General features: G+C 60.7%; 23 protein-coding genes and 1 pseudogene. 15 read left to right on the forward strand and 9 right to left on the reverse strand.

Annotated features, from left to right (window positions below; all coding sequences use genetic code 11):
• Positions 1-3 precede the first annotated feature (3 nt).
• A complete protein-coding gene (locus BLV67_RS04040) occupies positions 4-876 on the reverse strand; it encodes a LysR substrate-binding domain-containing protein (protein ID WP_069786273.1) in 873 nt (290 codons plus the stop codon).
• Positions 877-1,034: 158 nt separating this feature from the next.
• Here BLV67_RS04040 and BLV67_RS04045 point away from each other — a divergent pair, with 158 nt between their 5' ends.
• The 3 genes from BLV67_RS04045 to ccoM all read left to right on the forward strand — a co-directional run bounded on the left by BLV67_RS04045 (position 1,035) and on the right by ccoM (position 2,043).
• Entirely contained in the window at positions 1,035-1,520 is a 486-nt protein-coding gene (locus BLV67_RS04045) for a lipocalin-like domain-containing protein (protein ID WP_083221715.1), read from the forward strand.
• 101 nt (positions 1,521-1,621) lie between these two features.
• On the forward strand, positions 1,622-1,783 hold the full coding sequence (locus BLV67_RS32880; RefSeq protein ID WP_099485822.1) for a hypothetical protein: 162 nt from the start codon (positions 1,622-1,624) through the stop codon (positions 1,781-1,783).
• Positions 1,784-1,926: 143 nt separating this feature from the next.
• Positions 1,927-2,043 carry a cytochrome c oxidase subunit CcoM gene (gene ccoM / locus BLV67_RS33465; RefSeq protein WP_017137226.1) on the forward strand — a complete coding sequence of 39 codons (117 nt, stop codon included), beginning with the start codon at positions 1,927-1,929 and terminating at the stop codon, positions 2,041-2,043.
• Positions 2,044-2,268: 225 nt separating this feature from the next.
• Here ccoM and BLV67_RS04050 read toward each other — a convergent pair whose 3' ends face one another.
• Both BLV67_RS04050 and BLV67_RS04055 read right to left on the reverse strand, forming a co-directional pair.
• Positions 2,269-3,744 (reverse strand): inorganic phosphate transporter, encoded by a 1,476-nt coding sequence (locus BLV67_RS04050; protein WP_056857464.1) that lies wholly within the window; start codon positions 3,742-3,744, stop codon positions 2,269-2,271.
• Between the two features lie 334 nt (positions 3,745-4,078).
• Positions 4,079-4,279, reverse strand: a complete 201-nt coding sequence (locus BLV67_RS04055) for a hypothetical protein (RefSeq protein ID WP_003189295.1) — start codon at positions 4,277-4,279, stop codon at positions 4,079-4,081.
• 502 nt (positions 4,280-4,781) lie between these two features.
• Here BLV67_RS04055 and pcaR point away from each other — a divergent pair.
• The 11 genes from pcaR to pcaC all read left to right on the forward strand — a co-directional run bounded on the left by pcaR (position 4,782) and on the right by pcaC (position 15,601).
• The gene (gene pcaR / locus BLV67_RS04060) at positions 4,782-5,624 is read left to right on the forward strand and encodes a pca regulon transcriptional regulator PcaR (RefSeq protein WP_065929035.1); all 843 of its coding nucleotides are present in this window, start codon (positions 4,782-4,784) and stop codon (positions 5,622-5,624) included.
• Positions 5,625-5,767: 143 nt separating this feature from the next.
• Entirely contained in the window at positions 5,768-7,108 is a 1,341-nt protein-coding gene (pcaK, locus tag BLV67_RS04065; protein WP_065929036.1) for a 4-hydroxybenzoate transporter PcaK, read from the forward strand.
• Positions 7,109-7,403: 295 nt separating this feature from the next.
• On the forward strand, positions 7,404-8,261 hold the full coding sequence (locus tag BLV67_RS04070) for a CoA transferase subunit A (RefSeq protein ID WP_017137230.1): 858 nt from the start codon (positions 7,404-7,406) through the stop codon (positions 8,259-8,261).
• Positions 8,261-9,040 carry a CoA-transferase subunit beta gene (locus BLV67_RS04075; protein WP_065929038.1) on the forward strand — a complete coding sequence of 260 codons (780 nt, stop codon included), beginning with the start codon at positions 8,261-8,263 and terminating at the stop codon, positions 9,038-9,040. The genes BLV67_RS04070 and BLV67_RS04075 overlap by 1 nt, the downstream gene beginning before the upstream one ends.
• The gene (gene pcaF / locus BLV67_RS04080; RefSeq protein WP_176727916.1) at positions 9,037-10,239 is read left to right on the forward strand and encodes a 3-oxoadipyl-CoA thiolase; all 1,203 of its coding nucleotides are present in this window, start codon (positions 9,037-9,039) and stop codon (positions 10,237-10,239) included. The genes BLV67_RS04075 and pcaF overlap by 4 nt, the downstream gene beginning before the upstream one ends.
• 17 nt (positions 10,240-10,256) lie before the next feature.
• Complete coding sequence (gene pcaH, locus BLV67_RS04085; protein ID WP_065929040.1) at positions 10,257-10,961, forward strand: protocatechuate 3,4-dioxygenase subunit beta; 705 nt, start codon at positions 10,257-10,259, stop codon at positions 10,959-10,961.
• Between the two features lies 1 nt (position 10,962).
• Positions 10,963-11,529, forward strand: a complete 567-nt coding sequence (gene pcaG / locus BLV67_RS04090) for a protocatechuate 3,4-dioxygenase subunit alpha (protein WP_069786275.1) — start codon at positions 10,963-10,965, stop codon at positions 11,527-11,529.
• Positions 11,530-11,720: 191 nt separating this feature from the next.
• Positions 11,721-13,016, forward strand: coding sequence for an MFS family transporter (locus BLV67_RS04100; RefSeq protein ID WP_065929041.1), 1,296 nt, complete (start codon positions 11,721-11,723; stop codon positions 13,014-13,016).
• 9 nt (positions 13,017-13,025) lie between these two features.
• Positions 13,026-14,390 (forward strand): 3-carboxy-cis,cis-muconate cycloisomerase, encoded by a 1,365-nt coding sequence (locus BLV67_RS04105; protein ID WP_069786276.1) that lies wholly within the window; start codon positions 13,026-13,028, stop codon positions 14,388-14,390.
• Between the two features lie 10 nt (positions 14,391-14,400).
• Positions 14,401-15,192, forward strand: coding sequence for a 3-oxoadipate enol-lactonase (pcaD, locus tag BLV67_RS04110; protein ID WP_069786277.1), 792 nt, complete (start codon positions 14,401-14,403; stop codon positions 15,190-15,192).
• A gap of 10 nt (positions 15,193-15,202) precedes the next feature.
• Positions 15,203-15,601 (forward strand): 4-carboxymuconolactone decarboxylase, encoded by a 399-nt coding sequence (pcaC, locus tag BLV67_RS04115; protein WP_056857455.1) that lies wholly within the window; start codon positions 15,203-15,205, stop codon positions 15,599-15,601.
• A 33-nt stretch (positions 15,602-15,634) separates the two neighbouring features.
• Here pcaC and BLV67_RS04120 read toward each other — a convergent pair whose 3' ends face one another.
• The 5 genes from BLV67_RS04120 to BLV67_RS04145 all read right to left on the reverse strand — a co-directional run bounded on the left by BLV67_RS04120 (position 15,635) and on the right by BLV67_RS04145 (position 23,802).
• On the reverse strand, positions 15,635-16,522 hold the full coding sequence (locus BLV67_RS04120; RefSeq protein ID WP_069786278.1) for a polysaccharide deacetylase family protein: 888 nt from the start codon (positions 16,520-16,522) through the stop codon (positions 15,635-15,637).
• 83 nt (positions 16,523-16,605) lie between these two features.
• Entirely contained in the window at positions 16,606-17,856 is a 1,251-nt protein-coding gene (locus tag BLV67_RS04125; protein ID WP_056857453.1) for an OprD family porin, read from the reverse strand.
• A gap of 172 nt (positions 17,857-18,028) precedes the next feature.
• Positions 18,029-19,486 carry an AdeC/AdeK/OprM family multidrug efflux complex outer membrane factor gene (gene adeC, locus BLV67_RS04135; protein ID WP_065929047.1) on the reverse strand — a complete coding sequence of 486 codons (1,458 nt, stop codon included), beginning with the start codon at positions 19,484-19,486 and terminating at the stop codon, positions 18,029-18,031.
• On the reverse strand, positions 19,483-22,644 hold the full coding sequence (locus BLV67_RS04140; RefSeq protein ID WP_065929048.1) for an efflux RND transporter permease subunit: 3,162 nt from the start codon (positions 22,642-22,644) through the stop codon (positions 19,483-19,485). Before BLV67_RS04140 ends, adeC begins: the two co-directional genes overlap by 4 nt.
• Positions 22,645-22,647: 3 nt before the next feature.
• Entirely contained in the window at positions 22,648-23,802 is a 1,155-nt protein-coding gene (locus BLV67_RS04145; protein ID WP_065929049.1) for an efflux RND transporter periplasmic adaptor subunit, read from the reverse strand.
• A gap of 265 nt (positions 23,803-24,067) precedes the next feature.
• On the opposite strand from BLV67_RS04145, the gene BLV67_RS04150 reads away from it, so the two are divergent.
• The gene (locus BLV67_RS04150; protein WP_056857447.1) at positions 24,068-24,700 is read left to right on the forward strand and encodes a TetR family transcriptional regulator; all 633 of its coding nucleotides are present in this window, start codon (positions 24,068-24,070) and stop codon (positions 24,698-24,700) included.
• Between the two features lie 355 nt (positions 24,701-25,055).
• Here the strand turns inward: BLV67_RS04150 and BLV67_RS04155 are convergent.
• Positions 25,056-25,315 (reverse strand): annotated as a pseudogene (locus BLV67_RS04155) (IS110 family transposase); the annotation flags it as partial.

Below are 25,315 nucleotides of genomic sequence, written 5' to 3' on the forward strand. Positions count from 1 at the left end.
AACTCAAGTGTCGCAACAAGCTTCCTTTAGCCAGGCGCTGAAACATTCCACGGCTTCGCTGGCCGGGCCTTGGGCGGCGATCAGCCAGTAGCCGATTTCACTGTGATAGGGCGGCCAGTCGAACGCTTCTACCAGGCTGCCGTCCTGGAGCCTGCGCGCTATCAGGCGATGACGGCCCATGGCGATGCCTTGGCCAGCCACGGCGGCCTCAACCACGATGTTGTAATCGTGCAGCAGCACGCGGGGGTGGTGGTCGAGGTTGACCTGATAGTGCGCCGACCAATCCGTCCACTCGAAAGGGCGGTGCGAGGTGGCCATCAACAAGGGCGCGTTGTGCAGTTGGCTGGCCTTGAAGGCCGGGCTGCACACCGGTGAAATGACTTCCGCCATCAAGCGCGTGGCCTGTACATCGGGCCAGTCGCCCTTGCCATAACGAATGGCCAGGTCGACCTCGGCGGCGGCGACATTGGCTAATTGAATCGCCGGCAGCAGTTCCACCTGGATATGCGGGTAGCGATTGAGAAACCCGGCCAGGCGTGGGGCCAGCCACAGGGTGGCAAACGAGGCGAGCAGGCCTACGCGCAGGACTGTGGTCGTGGGGGCGACTTTCTGCGCGCGGGTGGCGGCGGCAATCATGCCGAGGGCCGGGCGAATTTCGTCGTAGTAGTGTTGGCCGTCGGTGGTCAGATCAATCGCGCGGGTGCGTCGGATAAACAGTGGTTTGCCCAGATACTGTTCGAGCTTTTGCACTTGGTGGCTGAGTGCGCTCTGGGTAACCGACAACTCATTGGCGGCCTTGATAAAACTCAAGTGCCGCGCCACCGCCTCAAAAGCGCGCAGGGCCAGCAGCGGCGGAAGGTCATTGTGCAGTGCCAACTGAGTGCGCCTACAGGGTAAGTGGGAAAGTGTCGATTTTGGGTGATGTGCTTCCTTTTGTCGCCCGCAGATTCTTCTGTCGTAGTTTGGGGATATGCCCTACATCTCGCCGGGCAGCTGTACGCAAAGCTCTGTGTCTTTTTTGAGACGGTAGAGCGATGAAAAACCTTATAAAGGCCAATGTGATCGGGTTGGCTGTTTCAATGGGCCTTTGCGCAGGCGCAGCAGCGAATGAGTCACCGCTGGTCGGGGCCTGGAAGCTGGTCGGCTATCAGGTTGAATCCCAGGATACCCGCGAGAAAATCCCGGCAATGGGCAGCCGTCCTTCCGGGCGCGTTATTTTTACCGCGGATCATCGAGTGGCTTTCGTGTTGACCGGCGAGGGAAGAAAGCCCGGCACTTCCGACGCTGAAAAATCAGTGCTGTTGAATACGCTGGTGGCTTATACCGGTATTGAGCGGGTCGAGGGCAATCAATGGTGCACAGAGGTTGATTCTGCCTGGAATCCGGCGTGGGTGGGGACGGTGCAATGCCGTGATTTTCAGGTCAGGGGCAACACCCTGGAAGTGCTGACGCCCTGGCGCCAAATGCCGAATTGGCCGGGGACTACCCGTTCCATCATTACCTTTGAGCGGGATAAATAAGCGCCAGGAGAGGGAAGTACGGGGATTTTCATTCTGGTATTTGCCGTCGAGCGGGAGAGGCCGCATTATTGAGCCATTCCCGCCACGACGTATGCCCAGCCATGAGTGATGACGACAAGCTGATTGACCTGAATGCTGAACGCGCCAAGCGTGTGCATGACCTGAATGACAAGCGCCTGAACGAAGTGCGCCAGGCGTTTGAACAGGCGATGCCTTTAGGCAAGACCAGGAAGAAGTCGAAGAACAAACCGAAAAAGCGTTGAAACAACCTGCATCTGTTGATGCAGGTCAGTTATTGTCCTTCTTTACGCCCCGTTGCGGGCGACATTGATCCCCGTCAATTTTCCAATCCGCCTTCTCCATTAACTTAGCCCTATCGCAACAGGGCATGAGCAGGAGGCCGGTCATGTTTTTCGATAATGTGGTATTTGCCGGGGTGCTGACTGTCAGCCTCATGGTGCTGTTTTTTGTAGGGTTCGGGATTTTTATCTGGAAGGACGCTAATAAGCGTAAAGAACCGTAAGTTCTTCCGGGTTACATGAGCACGCAAGGCATTTTGGGCGACTTCGGTCGCCCTTTTTTTTGCCTGCTATTTAATGTGTTGTGCAGATGATCGTTCCCACGCTCCGCGTGGGAATGCCTCATGTGACGCTCCGCGTCACGCCTTTAAGAGCAGACGCGGAGCGTCCAGGGCTGCATTCCCACGCGGAGCGTGGGAATGATCTGTAGATAAAAAAGCCGCAGCCTATCAGCTACCCAATGCCTTGGACGCCAGCCAGAACAACCCGGCCGACAGGCCCACGGTTGCCGGCAAGGTCAACACCCAGGCCATCAGGATGGTCTTCACCGTGCCACCTTGCAGCCCGCTTTTGTTGGCGACCATGGTGCCGGCCACGCCGGATGACAACACGTGGGTCGTCGACACCGGCAGGCTGAAGATGTTGGCCAGGCCAATCATGCTCGCCGTTGTGATTTGCGCCGACATGCCTTGGGCATAGGTCATGCCTTGCTTGCCGATCTTCTCACCGATGGTCAGTACCACACGCTTCCAGCCCACCATGGTGCCCAGGCCCAGGGCCAGTGCGACGGCGAGGATCACCCAGAACGGGGCGTATTCGGTGGTGGCGGTCAAGTCTTTGCGCAGCTTGTCCAGGTCGGACTTCTCACGCGCATCCAGGCCCGGCAGCTTGCCGACTTTCTTCGCGGTGTCGTCCAGGCACAGCAGGTAGCGGCGCACTTCAATGCGGTGCTCGGCAGTCAGCGAGTGGTAGTCGGAAACGCCTTTCAAGGTGTCCATCAACGCATTGATGGTCGGTTCGGTCTGCTGCGGGTTGCACTGGAACTTGCCCGGCAGGTCGTCCTTGACGCTTTTGCCCAGCGCCAGGAACTCACCGAGGGTGGCGTTATTGCGCTCGTAGAACTGGCTCAAGTGCACAGTAGCGTCGCGAGTACGTTCAATCTGGTAAGTGGTGCTGCCCAGGTCGAGTACGAACTGCGCCGGTACGATACCGATGAGCACCAGCATGATCAGGCCGATGCCCTTCTGGCCATCGTTGGAGCCGTGCACGAAGCTCACGGCCATGGCCGAGATCACCAATACCAGACGGTTCCAGAACGGTGGGTGCTTCTTGTCGTCGAGCTTGCGGCGCTGGTCCGGGGTCTTGTGCATTTTCGACAGTGGGCGCCACCACTTCAGGCCGATCAGCACCAGGGCTGCGACCAGGAAACCGGCCATCGGCGAGAACACCAGGGAAGCGCCGATATCGATGGCTTTCTGCCAGTTCACACCGTCAGCCAAGGGGATATCGTTGATCAGGGCATTGGCCAGGCCGACACCGAGGATCGAGCCGATCAAGGTATGGGAGCTGGAGGCCGGGATACCGAAGTACCAGGTGCCCAGGTTCCAGGTGATCGCTGCTGCCAATAAAGAGAAGACCATTGCCAGGCCATGGCCGGTGTTCACATTGATCAGCAACTCCACCGGCAGCAAGTGCACGATGGCGTAGGCGACACCCACACCACCGAGCAACACGCCGAGGAAGTTGAACACCCCGGAGAAGAACACGGCCAGATGCGGCGGCATGGCTTTGGTGTAGATGACTGTGGCCACCGCGTTAGCGGTGTCATGAAAGCCATTGATGAACTCGAAGGCGAGGACAAAGGCCAGGGCGAGCAACAGGCTCACTAGAACCCAAGCATCCAGTCCGCTGAATAAATCGATCATGAAGGTTTTCTGACCCGGTCGTAAGGGGGCGCGATTATGCCAGAAAACCTCAGTAATCGATGCATTAGCTGCTCATCGGTAACAATCTTCACTGAAAAAATACCGGGCAATGCGGCGCATCCCAGGGTTTTCGGGGCTTTGGCAAGTCTTTGATTTATAAAGTGCGGGGCCGAAAAGACACGGATTTGTCATGCAAACGTCATGTCAGAAACATTTGTATGAAATTTCGTTGGCTGCAGCAGGACGCTGACCAATGGTGTGTCAATGCGCGGTGCCCTCCGCTGGCGGTGAGCCAGCAGAGACAGCAAAACCCTGGAAACTCTGAGCGAAGGGCTTATGGCTCTTCGGTTTTGAGTTCCTGTTCAATCTTTTGAATTTCCTGGGCAAATGCCTGATCCAGCAAACTGGCCCGTTTGCGCCAGGGTTTGCGCTCGGGTTCAGGTTGCGCGGCGTAGGTGGTGACTTCCCCGCCGTAAACGTCCTTGTAACGTTGTTCCTGGCGCTCAAGTTCCGCGCGCAGTTCGTCTTTCGTCACAGTGTTACCTAATTAAGTTGAGTGTATTGACGGTGCAGCGTCATGCCTGAAAGTCGTCCTCGGGTTGTTTGAAATTGAACAGTAAAACCATTCAAGTTTGAAAAGGACCAAAGGGCAGATCTTATAAACAGGTATGTGTGACCGGTGATGCCTGCAATGCGCATCGCCTGGTGAGCTCCACTCCCGATGATAAAGAAACCGGGCTGACCTCTGCACAAGCTGCATTATAGCGGCGCGTTTGAATAAAACTATCAGCATTAAGTTAAAAAGCGTCAACTTCGTGTGAGGCTTTTGTTACATGGCGGTGTGAGTCCTGGGCATTGGGCGCATTACTGTAGTGGTCATCTCGGCTTTCGGGTTCCACCAGGAGAATTGCGATAATCGCATGATCGTCCGATAATCGCCCAATGTTGCGGGCGCCGCCTTGTACATCCCGACCGGCCCGGCTTGTAATGGCGGCCAACCCTCCCAGCGGTTGAAAACAAGAGAAAGGACCCTTGAAATGAACGATCAATTGCGCAACTCCTTCGCGTCAGTGGCGCCGCCGATCGTGGCTTCACCGGCCAAACGTATCCAGGCGTTTACCGGTGATCCGGACTTCATGACCTCCCTGGCCCGAGGCCTGGCGGTGGTGCAGGCATTTCAGGAGCGCAAGCGCCACCTGACGATCGCCCAGATCAGCCATCGCACCGAAATCCCGCGCGCCGCCGTGCGCCGTTGCCTGCACACCTTGATCAAACTCGGTTATGCCACCACCGATGGGCGCACCTATTCACTGCTGCCCAAAGTCCTGACCCTGGGGCATGCCTATTTGTCCTCCACGCCATTGGCCGTATCGGCCCAGCCGTACCTGGACCGTATGAGCGAGCAATTGCACGAGGCTTGCAACATGGCGACCCTGGAAGGCGACGACATCCTGTATATCGCCCGCTCGGCCACTACCCAGCGCCTGATATCGGTGGACCTGTCGGTGGGCGGGCGTTTGCCGGCGTATTGCACATCGATGGGGCGCATCCTCCTGGCGGCGCTGGACGATGCCTCGCTCAAGGACTATCTCGACCACGCCGAGCTGCAAACCAAGACCAGCCGCACCCTGACCACACCCGAAGCCTTGTTCGAATGCCTGCAACAAGTGCGTCAGCAGGGCTGGTGCATCGTCGATCAGGAGCTGGAGCAGGGCCTGCGCTCCATCGCCGTGCCGGTGTACGACGCGTCCGGCCAGGTGTTGGCCGCGCTCAATGTCAGCACCCACGCCGGACGCGTCAGCCGCAGCGAGCTGGAACAGCGTTTCCTGCCGAGCATGCTCAGCGCCAGCCGCGAGCTGAGTGCGCAACTGTTTGCCTAAGTGTTCGGTGACCGCACAGATCCCGGCTTGATCAATTGACGCTGTTTCCCCCGACTTATTACTGTGCGGCAGCGCTCTGAAGAGCCGCCAATAATAATGACGACCCCAGGTCGTTAGCCCGCCATCGGTGTGGAATAAAAATAATGAATCAGCCTTCTGTCGGTACCACCCTGGACGTGCAGTCCTTTATCAACGCCCAGCCACTGTCGCGCTACCAGTGGCGTGTGGTGATCCTGTGTTTCCTGATTGTCTTCCTCGACGGCCTCGACACCGCCGCCATGGGCTTTATTGCGCCGGCGTTGTCCCAGGATTGGGGTATCGACCGCGCCAGCCTCGGCCCGGTGATGAGCGCCGCGCTGATCGGCATGGTTTTCGGCGCACTCGGTTCCGGCCCGCTGGCGGACCGTTTCGGGCGCAAAGTGGTGCTGGTGAGTGCGGTGTTGGTGTTTGGCGCATTCAGCCTGGCTTCGGCCTACAGCACTAACGTCGACCAACTGCTGGTGCTGCGCTTTCTGACCGGGCTGGGCCTGGGCGCGGGAATGCCGAACGCCACGACGCTGCTGTCCGAATACACCCCCGAGCGCCACAAATCGTTGCTGGTGACCAGCATGTTCTGCGGTTTCAACCTGGGCATGGCCGGCGGCGGGTTTATCTCGGCCAAGCTGATCCCGGCGTTCGGCTGGCATAGCCTGTTGCTGATCGGCGGCATCCTGCCGTTGATCCTGGCGGTGGTGCTGCTGGTCTGGCTGCCGGAATCGGCGCGTTACCTGGTGGTGCGCAATCGCGGCACCGACAAGGTGCGTAAAACCTTGTCTCCCATTGAACCCACGATTGTTGCCCAGGCGAGCAGCTTCAGCGTGCCCGAGCAAAAAACCGTCAAGGCCCGCAGCGTGTTTGCGGTGATTTTCTCCGGCACCTACAGCGCCGGCACCTTGCTGCTGTGGCTCACCTACTTTATGGGCCTGGTGATTGTTTACCTGCTGACCAGTTGGCTGCCGACCCTGATGCGCGACAGCGGCGCCAGCATGGAACAGGCCGCCTTTATCGGCGCGTTGTTCCAGTTTGGCGGCGTGCTCAGTGCCGTCGGCGTGGGCTGGGCGATGGACCGCTTCAACCCTCACAAGGTCATCGGCACCTTCTACCTGCTGGCCGGGGTGTTTGCCTACGCCGTGGGGCAGAGTCTGGGCAATATCACGCTATTGGCGACCTTGGTGTTGATCGCCGGGATGTGCGTCAACGGCGCGCAATCGGCCATGCCGTCCCTCGCTGCACGCTTCTACCCGACCCAGGGCCGCGCCACCGGTGTGTCGTGGATGCTTGGCATCGGCCGCTTCGGCGCGATCCTCGGCGCGTGGATGGGCGCCACCTTGCTGGGCCTGGGCTGGAACTTCGAGCAGGTGCTGACGGCGCTGGTGATTCCGGCGGCGTTGGCCACGGCCGCCGTGGTGATCAAGGGCATGGTCAGCCATGCGGATGCTACCTGATACCCGCGCGATTCAAGTGGGCGCTAAATTGTGTGGGAGCTGGCTTGCCTGCGATTGCATCACCACGGTTTACCTGACAGACCGAGGTGTCTGCATCGCAGGCAAGCCAGCTCCCACATAAGCCAAACCCTCAGACTGATCGAGTTTTGGCAAAAGATTAGCTAGACAACAATCTGTTCGATAATCGAACGCTGAGTCGATTATCGGATTGTTTGGCCCATTTGCCCGGCTTAATCTTCAAGCACTTCGGCGCCACTTCAGCGCCTTTTTCGATCAACACCGGGAGCCCAACCCCATGGCTGAAATTCTCACCCTGCGTGATGCGGTCAAGCGCTTCGTGAACGACGGCGATACCGTCGCCCTCGAAGGCTTCACCCATCTGATCCCTACGGCAGCGGGTCATGAAATCATTCGTCAGGGCAAGAAAGACCTGACGCTGGTGCGCATGACGCCTGACCTGATCTACGACCAGTTGATCGGTGCCGGCTGCGCGCGCAAATTGATTTTCTCCTGGGGCGGCAACCCGGGCGTGGGTTCCCTGCATCGCCTGCGTGATGCGGTCGAAAAACAATGGCCGCAGCCGCTGGAGATCGAAGAACACAGCCACGCCGACCTGGCCAATGCCTACGTCGCCGGTGCCTCCGGCCTGCCGTTTGCGGTGCTGCGCGCCTACGCCGGCTCCGACCTGCCCAAGGTCAACCCGCTGATCAAGACCGTGACCTGCCCATTCACCGGCGAAGTGCTGGCGGCGGTGCCGTCGGTGCGCCCGGACATCACCGTGATCCACGCACAAAAGGCCGACCGCAAGGGCAACGTGCTGCTCTGGGGCATTCTCGGCGTGCAGAAGGAAGCGGCTCTGGCGGCCAAGCGTTGCATCGTCACCGTCGAAGAAATCGTCGATGACCTGAATGCGCCGATGAACAGTTGCGTATTGCCGACCTGGGCCCTGACCGCGGTATGCCACGTGCCCGGTGGCGCACATCCGTCCTACGCCCACGGCTACAACGAGCGCGACAATCGTTTCTATCAGGCGTGGGACCCAATCGCCCGTGACCGTGGGACTTTTACCGCGTGGATCGACGAATACATCCACGGCACCGCTGACTTCAGTGAATTCCAGGCCAAGCTGGCCCACGCGCAGGAGGCCAAGTAATGGCTTACTCGACCAATGAAATGATGACCGTCGCCGCCGCGCGCCGCCTCAAGAACGGCTCGGTGTGCTTTGTCGGCATCGGCTTGCCTTCCAAGGCCGCCAACCTGGCACGCCTGACCTCGTCGCCGGACGTGGTGCTGATCTACGAATCCGGCCCGATTGGCGCCAAGCCAAGCGTATTGCCGCTGTCCATCGGTGACGGCGAACTGGCGGAAACCGCCGACACGGTAGTGCCGACCGGTGAGATTTTTCGCTACTGGCTGCAAGGCGGGCGCATTGACGTCGGCTTTCTCGGCGCCGCCCAGGTCGACCGTTTCGGCAATATCAACACCACCGTGGTGGGCGACTATCACCAACCCAAAGTGCGCCTGCCGGGTGCCGGTGGCGCGCCGGAGATTGCCGGCTCCGCCAAGAGCGTGTTGATCATCCTCAAGCAGTCGGCGCGCTCGTTTGTCGACAAGCTGGACTTCATTACCTCGGTCGGCCACGGCGAAGGCGGTGACTCACGCAAACGCCTGGGCCTGCCTGGCGCCGGCCCTGTAGGGATTATTACCGACCTGTGCATCATGGAGCCGGAGGAGGGCAGCCATGAGTTCGTGGTCACCGCGCTGCACCCTGGCGTCACCCGTGAGCAAGTGGTGGCGGCCACTGGTTGGGCGGTTCGTTTTGCCGACCACGTGAGCACCACCGCCGAGCCGACCGACGTTGAGCTGACTGCCCTGCGTGATCTCGAAGCGCGCACTGCCGCTGCCCACGGCCAAGCACCGGGAGAAGCCTGATGCGCGACGTCTTTATCTGTGATGCCATCCGCACGCCCATCGGCCGTTTCGGTGGTGGTTTGTCCACGGTGCGCGCCGATGACTTGGCAGCCTTGCCGATCAAGGCGCTGATCGAGCGCAACCCGTCGGTGGACTGGAACGCGGTCGACGAAGTATTCCTTGGTTGCGCCAACCAGGCCGGTGAAGACAACCGCAACGTCGCGCGTATGGCGTTGCTGTTGGCGGGCTTGCCGGACAGCATTCCGGGCGTGACCCTCAACCGCCTGTGCGCCTCGGGCATGGACGCGATCGGCACGGCCTTTCGCGCCATCGCCAGCGGCGAAATGGAGCTGGCGATTGCCGGTGGCGTCGAGTCGATGTCCCGTGCGCCATTTGTGATGGGCAAGGCTGACGCGGCGTTTTCACGCAACATGAAGCTGGAAGACACCACCATCGGCTGGCGCTTTATCAACCCGTTAATGAAGGCCCAATACGGCGTGGATGCGATGCCGCAAACCGCCGATAACGTCGCCGACGACTACAACGTGTCCCGCGCCGATCAGGACGCCTTCGCCCTGCGCAGCCAGCAACGCACCGCTGCCGCACAAGCCGCAGGGTTCTTTGCTGAAGAAATCGTGCCGGTGCGCGTCGCCCATAAAAAAGGCGAAACCCTGGTGGAGCACGACGAGCATCCACGCGACACCACCCTGGAGGCCCTGGCCAAACTCAAGCCGGTTAATGGCCCGGATAAAACCGTCACCGCCGGCAATGCGTCGGGCGTGAATGACGGTGCGGCGGCGCTGATTCTGGCCTCTGCCGAAGCCGTCAAAAAGCACGGCCTCACCGCCCGCGCCCGCGTATTGGGTATGGCCAGCGCCGGTGTTGCGCCGCGTGTGATGGGCATCGGCCCGGTGCCGGCGGTGCGCAAACTAGTGGAGCGCCTGGGGTTGGCGGTCACCGACTTTGACGTGATCGAACTCAACGAAGCCTTCGCCAGCCAAGGCCTGGCGGTGCTGCGTGAACTGGGGATTGCCGACGATGCCGCACAGGTCAACCCGAATGGCGGCGCCATCGCCCTTGGCCACCCGCTGGGCATGAGCGGCGCGCGGTTGGTGCTGACGGCGCTGCATCAGTTGGAGAAAACCGGCGGCCGCAAAGGCCTGGCGACCATGTGTGTGGGCGTCGGCCAAGGCCTGGCCCTGGCGATTGAACGCGTCTAATAAGAGAGGATTGCTCCATGAGTGACAAGCCCGGTTACCGGCGCCCGCAAGCGGGCACCCAACCTGATTACCTGCACCCGGCCTACCAGTCGACGAACCTGCGTTCGCCGTCCCAGCCATTGGTGTTTCTGCCGCACTCCTTGTCGGAAATAACCGGCCCGACCATCGGCGCCGAGCGGATCAACGAGAAGGACAACGACCTCACCGCCCAGCACGAAGGCGAGCCCCAGGGCGAGCGCATCATCATCCACGGCCGTGTGCTGGATGAAAACGGCCTGCCGGTGCCGGGCATTCTGGTGGAGATCTGGCAGGCCAACGCCGCCGGTCGCTACAACCACAAACGCGACCTGCACGACGCGCCGCTGGACCCGAACTTTACCGGCACCGGCCGCACCGTCACCGACGCCGACGGCTGGTACCAGTTCCAGACCATCAAACCCGGCGCTTACCCGTGGGGCAACCACCACAACGCGTGGCGCCCGGCGCATATTCACTTCTCGCTGTTTGGCCCCAGCGTGCTGACGCGGCTGGTCACGCAGATGTATTTCCCCGGCGACCCGCTGCTGGAATACGACCCGATCTACAACTGCGTGCCGGACACCAGCGCCAAGCAGCGCCTGATCGCGCGTTTTGATCTGGAAAAAACCGTTCCGTCCTATGCCCTCGGCTATCGCTGGGACATCGTTTTGCGCGGCCGCGACGCCACGCCGATGGAGAAATGAGATGACCCTTAATGCGACCACGTCCCACACCGTCGGGCCGTATTACCATATCGGCCTGACCTGGCTGAACCGCGAAGACCTGACCGTGCCGGCCACCTTGGGCGAGCGCGTGGCAATCAGCGGGCAAGTGGTGGACGGCAACGGTGATGTCGTCAACGACGCCATGCTCGAAGTCTGGCAAGCCAATGCCGCCGGCAAGTACGACCACCCCGAAGACGAGCAGGCCAAGGCCGTCGATCCCAACTTCGAAGGGTTCGGCCGGGTGCCGGTGGACGCCGAAGGGCGTTTTCGGTTTACCACCATCAAGCCGGGCAGTGTGCCGGGCCTGCAAGGCACGACCCAGGCGCCGCATCTGGTGGTGCTGGTATTTGCCCGTGGCTTGGTGAAACACCTGCTGACGCGGATTTATTTTGACGGTGAAGCGTTGAATGGCGATGACCCGTTGCTGGCGTGTGTGCCGGCTGAACGTCGCGGCACGTTGATTGCCAAGCCGGATGCTCAGGGTGTGCATCAGTGGAATGTGATTTTGCGGGGCACAGACAAGGAAACGGTGTTCTTCGACTATTGAGTGATCGTTCCCACGCTCCGCGTGGGAACGCATCCTGTGACGCTCTGCGTCACGATTTACAGAGCGGACGCGGAGCGTCCCCGGCGGCATTCCCACGCAGAGCGTGGGAACGATCACCAAAAGTCTGCTTGCGGAACATGGTTGTTGCAAAGTATGTCTAGGCTATAACCGTTCCCACTGAGTAAAAAAACATGACAACAACAACGAGTCACTACACCGGAGAAGAACGCAGCAAACGGATTTTTGCGATTGTCGGGGCCTCCTCCGGCAATCTGGTCGAATGGTTCGACTTCTATGTGTATGCCTTCTGCGCGATCTATTTTGCCCCGGCGTTTTTCCCCTCGGACGATCCCACGGTCCAACTGCTCAACACCGCCGGTGTATTTGCCGCCGGGTTCCTGATGCGCCCTATTGGCGGCTGGCTGTTTGGCCGAGTGGCCGACAAGCACGGGCGTAAAAATTCGATGATGATCTCGGTGCTGATGATGTGCGCCGGTTCCCTGGTCATCGCCTTTTTGCCCACCTACAAAGATATCGGCGCCTGGGCGCCGGCCCTGCTGCTGGTGGCTCGCCTGTTCCAGGGCCTGTCGGTGGGGGGCGAATACGGCACCACGGCGACCTACATGAGTGAAGTGGCACTCAAGGGCCAGCGCGGCTTTTTTGCCTCATTCCAATACGTGACCCTGATCGGCGGCCAATTGCTGGCGGTGCTGGTGGTGGTGATCCTGCAACAGATCCTCAGCGAAGAAGAACTGCGCGCCTGGGGCTGGCGCATTCCGTTCGTGATCGGCGCCATTGCTGCGGTGATCTCCCTGCTGCTGCGTCGCACCTTGAAAGAAACCACCAGCAAGGAAATGCGTGAAGACAAAGACGCCGGCAGCATCGTCGCGTTGTTCCGCGACCACGGCAAAGCGTTCATTACCGTGTTGGGCTACACCGCCGGTGGCTCGCTGATTTTCTACACCTTCACCACGTACATGCAGAAATACCTGGTGAACACCGTGGGCATGCACGCCAAGACCTCGAGCTACATCATGACCGGCGCGCTGTTCCTGTACATGTGCATGCAGCCGCTGTTCGGCATGTTGGCCGACAAGATCGGTCGACGTAATTCGATGCTGTGGTTCGCAGGCCTGGGCACGCTGTTCACCGTGCCGATCCTGCTGACCCTGAAAACCGTCACCAGCCCGTTCCTGGCCTTTGTGCTGATCACCCTGGCCTTGGCGATCGTCAGCTTCTACACCTCGATCAGCGGCCTGGTCAAAGCCGAGATGTTCCCGCCGCAGGTGCGCGCACTGGGTGTGGGCCTGGCCTATGCGGTGGCGAATGCGATTTTCGGTGGTTCGGCTGAAGTTGTCGCGCTGAGCCTGAAATCCATCGGCATGGAAAATACCTTTTACTGGTACGTCACCGCGATGATGGCGGTCGCCTTCCTGTTCAGTCTGCGTCTGCCCAAACAGGCGGCTTATCTACACCACGACCTCTAGGGATGAGTTATGACACTGCGCACGAGCAATCAACTGTTCGACGCTTACTTCACCGCTGACAGCATGGCCGAAGTGTTCTGCGACCAGGGACGTTTGCAGGGCATGCTGGATTTCGAAGCGGCGCTGGCCCGGGCCGAGGCCCGGGTCGGGTTGATTCCGCAAGCTGCCGTCGCGCCGATTGCCCAGGCGTGCCTGGCGTCGCTTTACGATGTGGACGCCCTCGGTGAGGCGATTGCCTCGGCGGGGAATTCGGCGATTCCACTGGTAAAGGCCTTGGGCAAGTTGATTGCCGCTGAAGATGCAGGCGCCGAGCGTTACGTGCACCTGGGGGCGACCAGCCAGGATGTGATGGACACCGGGCTGGTGTTGCAACTGCGCCAGGCGTTGGCGCTGATTGAAGCGGACCTGGCGCAATTGGGCGAGGTGCTTGCTGTGCAGGCACAGCGTTATGCCGACGTGCCCCTGGCTGGGCGAACCTGGTTGCAGCATGCGACGCCGGTCACCCTCGGAATGAAAATCGCCGGTTGGCTGGGCGCGGTGACGCGCAGTCGCCAACGCCTGGCCGAGTTGAAGCCGCGCTTGCTGGTGCTGCAGTTCGGCGGTGCATCCGGCACCCTGGCGGCACTCGGTGAGCACGCCATGCCGGTGGCGCAGGCCTTGGCAACGGAGTTGCAACTGGGCCTGCCCGAGCAACCCTGGCACACCCAACGTGATCGGCTGGTGGAGTTTGCCGGCGTGCTCGGCCTGATCGCCGGCAGCCTCGGCAAGCTGGGGCGCGACCTCAGCCTGTTGATGCAGACCGAAGCAGCGGAGCTGTTCGAGCCATCGGCGCCCGGCAAGGGCGGCTCGTCGACCATGCCGCACAAGCGTAACCCGGTGGGCGCCGCCGTATTGATCAGCGCGGCCACCCGCATGCCGGGGCTGGTGGCGACGATGTTCAGCGCCATGCCCCAGGAGCATGAGCGCAGCCTGGGCCTGTGGCACGCCGAGTGGGAAACCCTGCCGGAGATTTGCCGGCTGGTGTCGGGTGCCTTGAAACAGGCGCTGCTGGTAAGCCAAGGCCTGGAGGTCGACCCCGAGCGCATGGCGCGCAACCTTGACCTCACCCAAGGCCTGGTGCTGGCCGAAGCCGTGAGCATCGTGCTTGCCCAACGCCTGGGCCGTGAGACCGCTCACCATCTTTTGGAGCAATGCTGTAAACGCGCCGTCGCCGAACGGCGCCATCTGCGCGCAGTGCTGGCGGATGAAGCGCAGGTCACCGCCGAGTTGTCGGCGGCGGAGCTGGACCGCCTGCTCGATCCGGCCCATTACCTGGGCCAGGCCCACACCTGGGTCACCCGCGCCGTAACCGACCATTTTGCATTGACCGCGTAAGGAGACCGCTGTGGCTTTTGTACAACTGGCCGATGGCCCATTGCATTACCAACTGGACGGGCCTGAGGGCGCGCCGGTGCTGGTGCTGTCCAACTCGTTGGGCACCGACCTGCATATGTGGGACATCCAGATCCCGGCCTTCATCAAGCACTTTCGCGTGCTGCGTTTCGACACCCGTGGGCATGGCAAATCCCTGGTCACCGAGGGCCCGTACAGCATTGAGCAACTGGGTCATGACGTGATCGCGCTGCTGGATGCGCTGGATATCCAACGCGCGCATTTTTGCGGGCTGTCGATGGGTGGCCTGATCGGCCAGTGGCTGGGCATTCACGCAGGTGATCGTCTGCTGCGTCTGGTGGTGTGTAACACCGCCGCCAGGATCGGCACGCCGGAAATCTGGAACCCACGTATCGAGATGGTGCTGCGCGACGGCGCGGCGGCCATGGTTGCATTGCGCGATGCGTCGATTGCACGCTGGTTCACCGCCGATTTCGCCGCCGCCAACCCGCACCAGGCCCAGCAGATCACTGACATGCTCGCCGCCACATCGCCTCAAGGTTATGCCGCCAACTGCGCGGCCGTACGTGATGCGGATTTGCGCGAGCATCTGTCCAGGATCAAAGTGCCGACCCTGGCGATTGCCGGCACCGAAGATGCCGTCACGCCGCCGGCCGGCAGCCGCTTTATCCAGAACCAGGTCAAGGGCGCCGAGTACGCCGAGTTCTACGCGGCGCACCTGTCCAACGTACAAGCCGGCGCGGCGTTCAGCCAGCGTGTCGTGGAATTTTTGCTGGCCCGTTAAGGAGCTTTTTGTGGACGAGAAACAACGTTACGCCGATGGCCTGCAAGTGCGCCGCGAAGTGCTGGGCGACGCCCATGTCGACCGCAGCCTCAATGCCCTGACCGAGTTCAACAGCGAGTTCCAGGAAATGATCACCCGCCACGCCTGGGGTGATATCTGGACCCGCCCCGGCCTGCCGCGGCATACCCGCAGCCTGATCACCATCGCCATGCTGATCGGTATGAACCGCAGTGAAGAGTTGAAGCTGCACCTGCGCGCGGCCGCCAGCAACGGCGTGACCCGCGCCGAGATCAAGGAAGTGCTGATGCAAAGCGCGATCTACTGCGGCATACCGGCGGCGAATGCGACGTTCCACCTGGCCGAGTCGGTGTGGGATGAACTGGGCGTGGAGTCACGCCAGCAGGATTGAGCCTGAATGTGGGAGCCTTCTGTGTGTGCAAGGTCAGTGTGAGTCCGCATCCCACACCCAATTCCACACCCCCGGCAAATGCACGGCTTCATTCACATCCTTTACCGTGCGCGCCAATGCCGCGCGTTCCAGCCCGGCATGCTCGGTGTAGAACGGCTCGGCAGCGACCTTCATGCCGTTGACCCGCGCGCTGTCCATCAGGATCTGCAAGTATTCCTGCATATGCCTGGCGGTGTAGCGATTGATATCGTGGAAGGTCACCACCACCGGTATCACACCGTCCACCGTCGGCAGTTCGCCCACGGCAATGCGCTCGCGCACCACCGACAGTTGCCGATACAAATTCGCCCGCCGGCGTGGGCTGGCATTGAACCCCCAGATCTTGCCGTCATTGGCACTCAGGTCCGTGAGCAATACCTGCATGCCATGGCGCTGGTAAGCGGCGAAGGTGCGCTTGTCATAGTTCCAGAACGGCGGGCGTACCAGCGTCGGTGCGGTGCCGGTGATTGAGGCAATGTCGGCTGCGCCCTCGGTGAGGGTGCTTTCCAGCTCGGCATCACTGAGCCAGCGATGGTTGGTGTGAAACGCCGTGGCCGTGTGGAACGCCAGCACATGCCCGGCGGCGTATTCGCGCGCCATGGTCTTGCGACCCCGCGGGCTGCCACCGGAGCGGGACGCTTCGGTCTGCAGGAAAAACACCGCCTTGATGCCTGGCAGCACCGGGTTATGCGCGAGGTCGGCAATCACGGAGCGGCTGGGGTTGTTGTAGCCAGAGGCGCTGGGGCCGTCATCGAAGGTCAACAGGAAGCGGATCGGCGCCTGGGTTTGCAGGCGTTGTTCGGTCTGCGGCGTCAGAACGACAGGTGCGCCGATGCAGCCGCAAAGGCTCAGGGCCAGGACCAGCATGACGAAGGATTTCATGGTGTGCATGTGCTCGAATAGAGGCCGCTGCTGGGCGGATCAGCAGCGGCAGGCGCGCACCATACAGTAAGTCCGACGCCGGTTTACAGCAGACTTATCGGATAGCTGACGATCAACCGGTTCTCATCAAACTCATTGTTGCTGTAGTCCCTGCGCATCGTGGAATTGCGCCACCGCACGTTCAGGTCTCTGAAGGTGCCGCTTTGCACCGTGTAGCCCACTTCACTCTCGCGCCCCCACTCCTTGCCGTCGGTGAGGGTGCCGGTATGCACGTTGCTACCGCTGATATAACGGTTCATCAAGGTCAGGCCCGGTATGCCGAGTGCGGCGAAGTTGTAGTCGTGGCGCACTTGCCAGGATTTTTCCTGGGCGTTGTCGTAGCTGGAGTTATAACTGTCGTTGGCCAGGGTGCCGCCGCTGGTGCCGTTGACGCGCATCCAGGCACTGTTGCCGGTGAGTTTTTGCAGGCCGACATAGAAGGTGTTGCCGCCGTAACGGGCGGAGAACAGGCCGGACCAGGTCTTGTTGTCCAGCTCGCCTGCGCGGGCGCTGCCGTCGTCCTTGCCGTAGAAGAACCCGAGGTTGGCGCCCAGGGTCCAGCTGCCCACAGCTTGGCTGTGGGTCAGGTTGATGTATTGCTGGCTGTAGATGTCCTTGAGTTGGGCATTCCATACGCCAATTTGGGTGTGTTTGTCGTTGAAGGCGTATTCACCGCCCTGGAAGTTGAAGCGGTCGGAGGTGAAGGCGGTTTTACCGACCATCGACATGTCGGTCATGCTGCTGTCGTCGCGCGGGCTGTTGGCGCGGAACTGGCCGCCGTAGAGGGTCAGGCCGTCGATTTCCCTGGAAGTGATCTGCCCGCCACGCAGGGTTTGCGGCAGGGAGCGGCCGTCGTCCGAGCGCAAAATCGGCAGCACCGGCATCCATTCGCCGACCTTGACTTCGGTCTTGGAGATCCGCGCCTTGAACGCGACCCCGAGACGCCCGAAGTTGTCCGCCGGGCGGCCGTCGCGGTCCAGCGGCAACAGCTGGGTGCCACCGGTGCCGCGCCCGCCATCGAGCTTTTGTGAGTACATGCCCAGCACATCCACACCGAAACCCACCGTGCCCTGGGTGAAGCCGGACTTGGCGTCGAGGATGAAACTTTGCGTCCACTCCTGCGCGCCGCCCTGGCTTTTGGTCGGGTTGGTGTAATTGCGGTTGAAGAAGAAATTGCGCAGGTTGAGGTTGGCGCTGGCGTCTTCGAGAAAACCGTGCTCTTCAGCGACGACGGGCAGGGCAAGGCTGGCGACAGCGGTTGCCAGCAATAGCTGGCGCGGGCGGAACGTGCTCATGGTGTTGGACCTGTTGTTATTGGGGTTATGCAGGTGCGGGCCATGGTGCGGGGCGGTGCGGGGGCGATGAAAGTGGGGGAGAGCGGGTTGTGGGCGATGATCGAACGCAAGTTGGCGGGTATAAAAAAACCGCTTCCGGTGAGGGAAGCGGTTTTTGTTCAGTGCGCTGCTGTTAGAACAACTTCAGCGCCGGTGCTTCTTCTTTCAACGGCTCGTTCTTGGCCGTCTGCTCGTTCCAGCCACCGCCGAGGGCCTTGTACAGGTTGACCTCGCTGTTGAGCTGCGCCAGGCGGTCGGTGATCAGCGATTGCTGGGCACTGAACAGTTGGCGCTGGGCGTCGAGGAAGGTCAGGTTGCTGTCGACACCAATGCGGTAGCGACGCTCGGCCAGGCGGTAGTAATCCTGGTTGGCCGCGACGAAGCCACGTTGGGCATCCAGCTGCTGCTTGTAGGTCTCACGGGCGGCGAGGCCGTCGGAGACTTCCTGGAAGCCGGTCTGGATGGCCTTCTCGTAGTTGGCCACGTTGATCTCTTTCTGGATCTTCGAGTAGTCCAGGCTTGCGCGCAGGCTACCGGCGTTGAAGATCGGGATGTTGATCTGCGGAGCAAACGACCAGGTGCCCGAACCGCCTTTGAACAGGCCACCCAGGGTAGGGCTGGCGGTACCGGCGCTGGCGGTCAGGCTGATGCTCGGGAAGAACGCAGCACGGGCCGCGCCGATGTTGGCGTTGGCGGCTTTGAGGTTGTACTCGGCCTGCACAATGTCAGGGCGACGTTGCAGCAGGTCGGATGGCAACCCGGCCGGCACTTCGCTGAGCAGGTCATCCGACAGTGGCTTGCTGGCGATATTGGCCGGCAGGCCGGTGCCCAGCAACAGGGTCAGGCTGTTTTCGTCCTGGGCCACCTGACGCGTATAGCGCGCCAATTGAACACGGGCGTTTTCCACCGAGGTGCGTGCCTGGCTCAAGTCGAGGGCCGAGGCCACGCCGACTTCGTTGCTGCGCGAGGTCAGCTTGAAGCTCTGCTCGAACGCGCCGAGGGTGTCCTGGGTCAGCTTGAGCAGTTCCTTGTCGGCCTGCCAGGTCAGGTAGGCATTCGCCACACTGGCCACCAGGCTGATCTGGGTGCTGCGCCGTGCTTCTTCAGTGGCGAAGTACTTTTGCAGGGCTTCTTCACTGAGGCTGCGCACGCGACCGAACAGGTCCAGCTCATACGAACTGATACCCAGGCCCGCCGAGTACTGGCTGGAGATGCTCGATTCGCCGGTCTGCGACAGCTTGGCCGGGGTACGCGAACGGCTGCCGCTGCCGGTGGCCGAAACCGCCGGGAACAGGTCGGCACGCTGGATCTGGTACTGCGCCGCATAGGCGTCGATGTTCAGGGCCGCGACACGCAGGTCACGGTTGTTCACCAACGCGGTCTGAATCAGCTGTTGCAGGGCAGGGTCATGGAAAAACTGCTTCCAGCCTTGCTCGGCAGCGGCCTGGCCCGGCGCCTGGGCCGACGAGTACGCCGGCCCCTGCGGGAACTGGGCTGCTACCGGCGCTTCAGGGCGCTGGTAGTCAGGGATCAGCGAGCAGCCACTGAGCACGAATGCGGTGACGGCTAAGGAAAGTAGCGACTTGCTCATTGGCCAGCCTCTTTAGGAGTTTCAGTAGTGTCTTTCTTTTTGCGTTCGCCCGCAGCCGAAACGGTCGCGAAGAACAGGGGTACCCAGAAGATCGCCAGGACCGTCGCTGTGATCATACCGCCAATTACGCCGGTACCGATTGCATGCTGGCTACCTGAGCCCGCGCCGGTGGAGATTGCCAGTGGCAATACGCCGAGGACGAACGCCATGGAGGTCATGATGATCGGCCGCAGACGCATGCGGGACGCTTCGATAGCCGCCTCGACGATGCCTTTGCCTTGTTCGTGGAGCTCTTTGGCAAACTCCACGATCAGGATGGCGTTTTTCGCCGCCAAGCCCACCGTCACCAACAGGCCCACCTGGAAGAACACGTCGTTGGACAACCCGCGCAAGCTGGTCGCCATCAATGCGCCCACAACCCCCAGGGGCACTACCAGGATGACCGCGATCGGGATCGACCAGCTTTCATACAGTGCCGCGAGGCAGAGGAACACCACCAGCAGCGACAAGGCGTACAGCGCTGGCGCCTGGGAGCCGGAGAGACGCTCTTCATACGACAGGCCGGTCCATGCATAGCCGATACCTGCCGGCAGTTGCTTGGCAATACGCTCGACTTCGGTCATGGCGTCACCGGTACTGTAGCCCGGCGCCGGGGTGCCGAGGATTTCCATCGCCGCTACACCGTTGTAGCGCGACAGTTTCGGCGAACCGTAAATCCACTTGCCCGATGCGATGGAGGACAACGGCACCATCTTCCCGGAGTCGCTGCGCACGTACCATTTGTCCAGGTCTTCAGGCGACATGCGGCTGGCGGCGTCACCTTGCACATACACCTTCTTCACCCGACCGCGGTCGATGAAGTCGTTGACGTAGCTGCCACCCAAGGCAATCGCCAGGGTCTGGTTGATATTCGACAGGGTGATGCCCTGGGCGCTGGCCTTCTCGTCGTCGACGGTGAGCTCGTACTGCGGCTCATCGTTCACGCCGTTGGGGCGCACGCCTGCCAGAATCTTGCTCTGTGCTGCCATACCGAGGAACTGGTTACGCGCCGCCATCAATTTATCGTGGCCGACACCGCCCTGGTCTTGCAGGAACACGTCGAAGCCGGTGGCGTTACCCAGTTCCAGTACAGACGGCGGCACGATGGCAAATACCATGGCGTCCTTGAAGGTCTGCATGAAGTAGCCCTGGGCGCGCTTGGCGATCTCGAACACCGAGTTGGAGGCGTCACGTTCGCCCCACGGCTTGAGCATCACAAAGGCCAGGCCCGAGCTTTGGCCACGACCGGCGAAGTTGAAGCCGTTTACGGTAAACACCGATTTCACGCCTTTGCCTTCGCCCGGTTCGCCTTCCTTGTCGTTGAGCAGATACGCACGCATGTCGTCGATGACTTTTTGCGTACGCTCAGCCGTGGAACCGACCGGCGTCTGCACCTGAGCAAAGATCACGCCCTGGTCTTCATCGGGCAGGAACGCTGCAGGAATGCGCATGAACAGCCAGATCATGCCGGCGAAGATCAGCGCGTACACCAGGAACGCAGGAATCTTGTGCCTGATCATGTTGCCCACGCCGCGCTCGTAGCTCAGTACGCCACGGTCGAAGGTGCGGTTGAACCAGCCGAAGAAACCACGCTTGGGTTGGCCGTGCTTTTCCGGATCGATCGGCTTGAGCATGGTGGCGCACAACGCCGGGGTGAAGATCAGCGCAACCAGTACCGACAACGCCATGGCCGAAACGATGGTGATGGAGAACTGTTTGTAAATCACACCGGTGGAACCACCGAAGAACGCCATCGGCAACAGCACCGCCGACAGTACCAGGGCAATACCCACCAGGGCGCCCTGGATCTGGCCCATGGACTTGACCGTCGCCTCTTTGGGCGACAAGTGTTCCTCAGCCATTACCCGTTCGACGTTTTCCACCACCACGATGGCATCGTCCACCAGCAGGCCGATGGCCAGGATCATGCCGAACATGGTCAGGGTGTTGATGGTGAAACCGAACGCGGCCAGGATCCCGAAGGTACCCAACAGTACGACCGGTACGGTCATGGTGGTGATGATGGTGGCGCGGAAGTTCTGCAGGAACAGGAACATCACCAGGAATACCAGCACGATCGCTTCGACCAGGGTGTCGACTACCCCGGAGATCGATTCGGTAACGACTGGGGTGGTGTCATACGGCACCACCGCCTTCATGCCGGGCGGGAAGAACGGTTCCAGCGACGCCACGGTGGCGCGGATGGCCTTGCCGGTGTCCAGGGCGTTGGCGCCCGAAGCCAGCTTGATCGCCATACCGGAAGCCGGCTTGCCGTTGAACTGCGCAGCGATGCTGTAGTTCTGACCACCGAGTTCAATACGGGCGACATCTTTCAGGCGCACCTGTGAGCCGTCGGTATTGACCTTCATCAGAATGTTGCCGAACTGCTCAGCTGTCTGCAGGCGGGTCTTGCCAATGATTGTGGCGTTCAGTTGTGTGCCGGGCAGGGCAGGCAGGCCGCCCAGTTGGCCGGTAGCCACCTGTACGTTCTGCGCGGAGATCGCGGCGCTGACATCCACCGGCGTGAGCTGGTAGTTGTTCAGCTTGGCCGGGTCCAGCCAGATACGCATGGCGTACTGCGAACCGAACACCTGGAAGTCACCGACACCCGCCGTACGGGAAATCGGGTCCTGGATGTTGGACACGATGTAGTTGGACAGGTCGTCCTTGGTCATGCTGCCGTCTTCGGACACCAGACCGATCACCATCAGGAAGTTCTTCACCGACTTGGTCACGCGGATACCCTGCTGCTGCACTTCTTGCGGCAGCAGTGGGGTCGCCAGGTTCAGCTTGTTCTGCACCTGAACCTGGGCGATATCCGGGTTGGTACCCTGGTTGAACGTCACGGTGATGGTCATGCTGCCGTCGGAGTTACTGTCCGAGGAAACATAACGCAGGTTGTCGATACCGTTGAGCTGTTGCTCGATCACCTGCACCACGGTGTCCTGCACGGTTTGTGCGGACGCGCCTGGGTAGGTCACCTGGATGTCGATGGCGGTCGGCGCGATGGCCGGGTATTGGTTGATGGGCAGCTTCATGATCGAAAGTGCCCCGACCAGCATGATCACCAGGGCAATAACCCAGGCGAAAATGGGACGGTCGATAAAGAATTTCGACATGGATTACTCCCCTTTGCCAGCAGCGGCAGCAGGAGCAGCAGCACTGCCAGCGTCAGCAGGCTTGGCGTTGTCGGCCGGCTTGACTTTGACCTCGACGCCCGGCTTGACGTATTGCAAGCCTTCTGTGATCACACGGTCGCCGGCGTTCAGGCCTTTTTCCACCAGCCAGTAGGCGCCGTACGTACGGTTGGCTACCAGTTCGCGCTGCTCGACCTTGTTGTCGGCGTTGACGATAAGCGCCGTTGGCGTGCCCTTCAGGTCACGGGTCACGCCTTGCTGCGGTGCCAGGATGGCCTTGCTGTTCACACCGGCCTGCAGTTGGGCGTGCACGAACATGCCTGGCAGCAGGGTGTGGTCAGGGTTGGGGAATACGGCGCGCAGGGTCACGGAGCCAGTAGTCTGGTCAACCGACACTTCGGAGAACTCCAGCTTGCCGTCCTGGGCGTAGGCGCTGCCGTCTTCCAGGGTCAGCTTGACCTTGGCCGCGTTTTCGCCGGCTTTCTCCAGCTGGCCGCTTTCCAGGTCGCGGCGCAGTTTCAGCATTTCAGCCGAAGACTGGGTGACGTCGACGTAGATCGGGTCCAGTTGCTGAATCACGGCCATGGCATCGGCCTGGCCATTGCTGACCAGCGCGCCTTCGGTGACCGAAGAACGACCAATACGCCCGGAGATCGGCGCGAACACTTTGGTGTAGCGCACGTTGATCTGGGCGGTTTGCACGTCGGCTTCAGACGTCATGCGGTTGGCCACGGCGGTGTCGTATTCCTGACGGCTGACGGCTTGCTCATCGACAAGTTGCTTGTAGCGGTCGGTGATGGACTTGGTCTGGGTCAGTTTCGCTTGTGCGCTTTTGAGGGTGGCGTCATACACCGACGGGTCGATCTGGTAGAGCTGTTGCCCTTCCTTCACGTCGGCGCCTTCCTTGAACAGGCGCTTGAGAATGATGCCGTTCACCTGGGGACGAACTTCCGCGATGCGGTAGGCGGTGGTGCGGCCTGGCAATTCGGACGTCAGGGTGAAGGCTTGCGGTTGAATGGTGACCACGCCGACCTGAGGGGTTTGAGCGGGCGGAGCCGCTTCTTCCTTTTTACATCCGCTGAGCAGCGATGCCAGGGCGACGGCAGTGACCAGAGCGGTAACAGCTGGCTTAAGTTGCATGAAGATCCTCGGGTCAGGCGCGCAGAGTGCGCACAAGAAGTGTGGAAGGGTAAAAAACAAGCCGTGAGTGGATAAGTAGCTTGCTACGCAATATACTTACGTTCACGGTTGTTTGTAAACTCTTGACAGGTTTCGCGGATTGTTGACAAAGCATCCGCCAAAGCCTCGATTTTAGTACGTTCGGCGCCCAAGACGACGTCGTCCCACAATTATTCAGATGATGCTCAAGCACCATCCACAGTGTCCTGATTGAGGTTTTACTGCCATGGTTCGTCGCACCAAAGAGGAAGCTCAGGAAACGCGCAGCCAGATTCTCGACGCCGCCGAGCAAGCCTTTTATCAACGCGGAGTGGCCCGCACCACGCTGGCGGACATCGCCGCGTTGGCCGGCGTGACGCGCGGGGCTATCTATTGGCATTTCAGTAACAAGTCCGATTTGCTCCAGGCACTGCTCGACACGCTGCACGAACCCCTGGACGAATTGGCCCGGGCCAGTGAAAGCGAGGATGAAGTCGACCCGCTGGGCTGTATGCGCAAGCTGTTGATCCATCTTTATCATCAAGTGGCCCTGGACCCGAAAACCCGGCGCATCAACGAAATCCTGTTTCATAAGTGCGAGTTCACCGATGAGATGTGCGACATGCGGCGCCAACGCCAGACCCACAGCCTGGAATGCAACCTGCGCATCGGCCTGACACTGCGCAACGCGGTCCATCGCGGGCAACTTCCGGAAAACCTCGACACCACACGGGGCGCGGTGTGCATTCATGCTTACATCCATGGCTTGATTGGCCAGTGGCTGTTGGTACCCGACAGCTTCCAATTGCATCAGGACGCTGAACGCTGGGTGGACGCAGGGCTGGACATGCTGCGCTTGAGCCCCAGCCTGCGCAATTAAGACAAAATGCGTAATTGCATCCAGTTGTGTCAACAGTAAAGTCCAGAGACCGTCAATCGTCCCTTCGCAGGATTTGTGGGGTGACTTTATATACGGGCTGGCGGGCGGTTGATAGGTAGCCGCCTAAGTATTTTGTAGCGATTTTGTTGCAAGGCTGTGAAGGAGTGTTTCCCAGCCTCTGTGCGAACCAGGGGCAGACGCAGAGCGTCCAGGGTGCGGGAACGATCAAATGTGGGAGCGGGCTTGCTCGCGAAGGCGTGCTGCCAGTTGATACATCTTTGACTGACCCACCGCTTTCGCGAGCAAGCCCGCTCTTATCAAACAAAAAATAACTCATTGTTTTTGCTCTTAAAAATCAAGCCGCTTTAACCAGCTGCAACCCCAACTTTCGCGCCTTGCGCTCCAAGGCGCGCAGTTGCCGGTCCCGGCTACGCTCTTCAAATTCCTCTATTCCTTTCTCAACATAAGGCTGACCTTTGGTCAGCATCGCGTAGATCAGTCGTGCCAGTTGATGCGCTGTCGCCTTAATCGCGCAACAGGTGTCCATCCGGGTCAGGCGCGCTCGGTGGCTGGCACCGATAAAACTTTTGTCGTTACGTGCAATAGAGGCGGCTT

This window comes from Pseudomonas salomonii, from assembly GCF_900107155.1.
In the GTDB taxonomy this organism is placed as follows: Bacteria; Pseudomonadota; Gammaproteobacteria; order Pseudomonadales; family Pseudomonadaceae; genus Aquipseudomonas; species Aquipseudomonas salomonii.

Excerpts from the sequence above, each read along its gene's own strand:
- pcaH (WP_065929040.1), top strand. The coding sequence starts at position 10,257 with ATGAGTGACAAGCCCGGTTACCGGCGCCCGCAAGCGGGCACCCAACCT.
- BLV67_RS04125 (WP_056857453.1), bottom strand. The coding sequence starts at position 17,856 with ATGAGCACGTTCCGCCCGCGCCAGCTATTGCTGGCAACCGCTGTCGCC.
- BLV67_RS32880 (WP_099485822.1), top strand. The coding sequence starts at position 1,622 with ATGAGTGATGACGACAAGCTGATTGACCTGAATGCTGAACGCGCCAAG.
- BLV67_RS04100 (WP_065929041.1), top strand. The coding sequence starts at position 11,721 with ATGACAACAACAACGAGTCACTACACCGGAGAAGAACGCAGCAAACGG.
- pcaR (WP_065929035.1), top strand. The coding sequence starts at position 4,782 with ATGAACGATCAATTGCGCAACTCCTTCGCGTCAGTGGCGCCGCCGATC.
- pcaG (WP_069786275.1), top strand. The coding sequence starts at position 10,963 with ATGACCCTTAATGCGACCACGTCCCACACCGTCGGGCCGTATTACCAT.
- BLV67_RS04070 (WP_017137230.1), top strand. The coding sequence starts at position 7,404 with ATGGCTGAAATTCTCACCCTGCGTGATGCGGTCAAGCGCTTCGTGAAC.
- adeC (WP_065929047.1), bottom strand. The coding sequence starts at position 19,486 with ATGAGCAAGTCGCTACTTTCCTTAGCCGTCACCGCATTCGTGCTCAGT.
- BLV67_RS04120 (WP_069786278.1), bottom strand. The coding sequence starts at position 16,522 with ATGAAATCCTTCGTCATGCTGGTCCTGGCCCTGAGCCTTTGCGGCTGC.
- pcaK (WP_065929036.1), top strand. The coding sequence starts at position 5,768 with ATGAATCAGCCTTCTGTCGGTACCACCCTGGACGTGCAGTCCTTTATC.
- BLV67_RS04150 (WP_056857447.1), top strand. The coding sequence starts at position 24,068 with ATGGTTCGTCGCACCAAAGAGGAAGCTCAGGAAACGCGCAGCCAGATT.
- BLV67_RS04105 (WP_069786276.1), top strand. The coding sequence starts at position 13,026 with ATGACACTGCGCACGAGCAATCAACTGTTCGACGCTTACTTCACCGCT.
- ccoM (WP_017137226.1), top strand. The coding sequence starts at position 1,927 with ATGTTTTTCGATAATGTGGTATTTGCCGGGGTGCTGACTGTCAGCCTC.
- BLV67_RS04045 (WP_083221715.1), top strand. The coding sequence starts at position 1,035 with ATGAAAAACCTTATAAAGGCCAATGTGATCGGGTTGGCTGTTTCAATG.
- BLV67_RS04075 (WP_065929038.1), top strand. The coding sequence starts at position 8,261 with ATGGCTTACTCGACCAATGAAATGATGACCGTCGCCGCCGCGCGCCGC.
- BLV67_RS04140 (WP_065929048.1), bottom strand. The coding sequence starts at position 22,644 with ATGTCGAAATTCTTTATCGACCGTCCCATTTTCGCCTGGGTTATTGCC.
- BLV67_RS04145 (WP_065929049.1), bottom strand. The coding sequence starts at position 23,802 with ATGCAACTTAAGCCAGCTGTTACCGCTCTGGTCACTGCCGTCGCCCTG.
- BLV67_RS04050 (WP_056857464.1), bottom strand. The coding sequence starts at position 3,744 with ATGATCGATTTATTCAGCGGACTGGATGCTTGGGTTCTAGTGAGCCTG.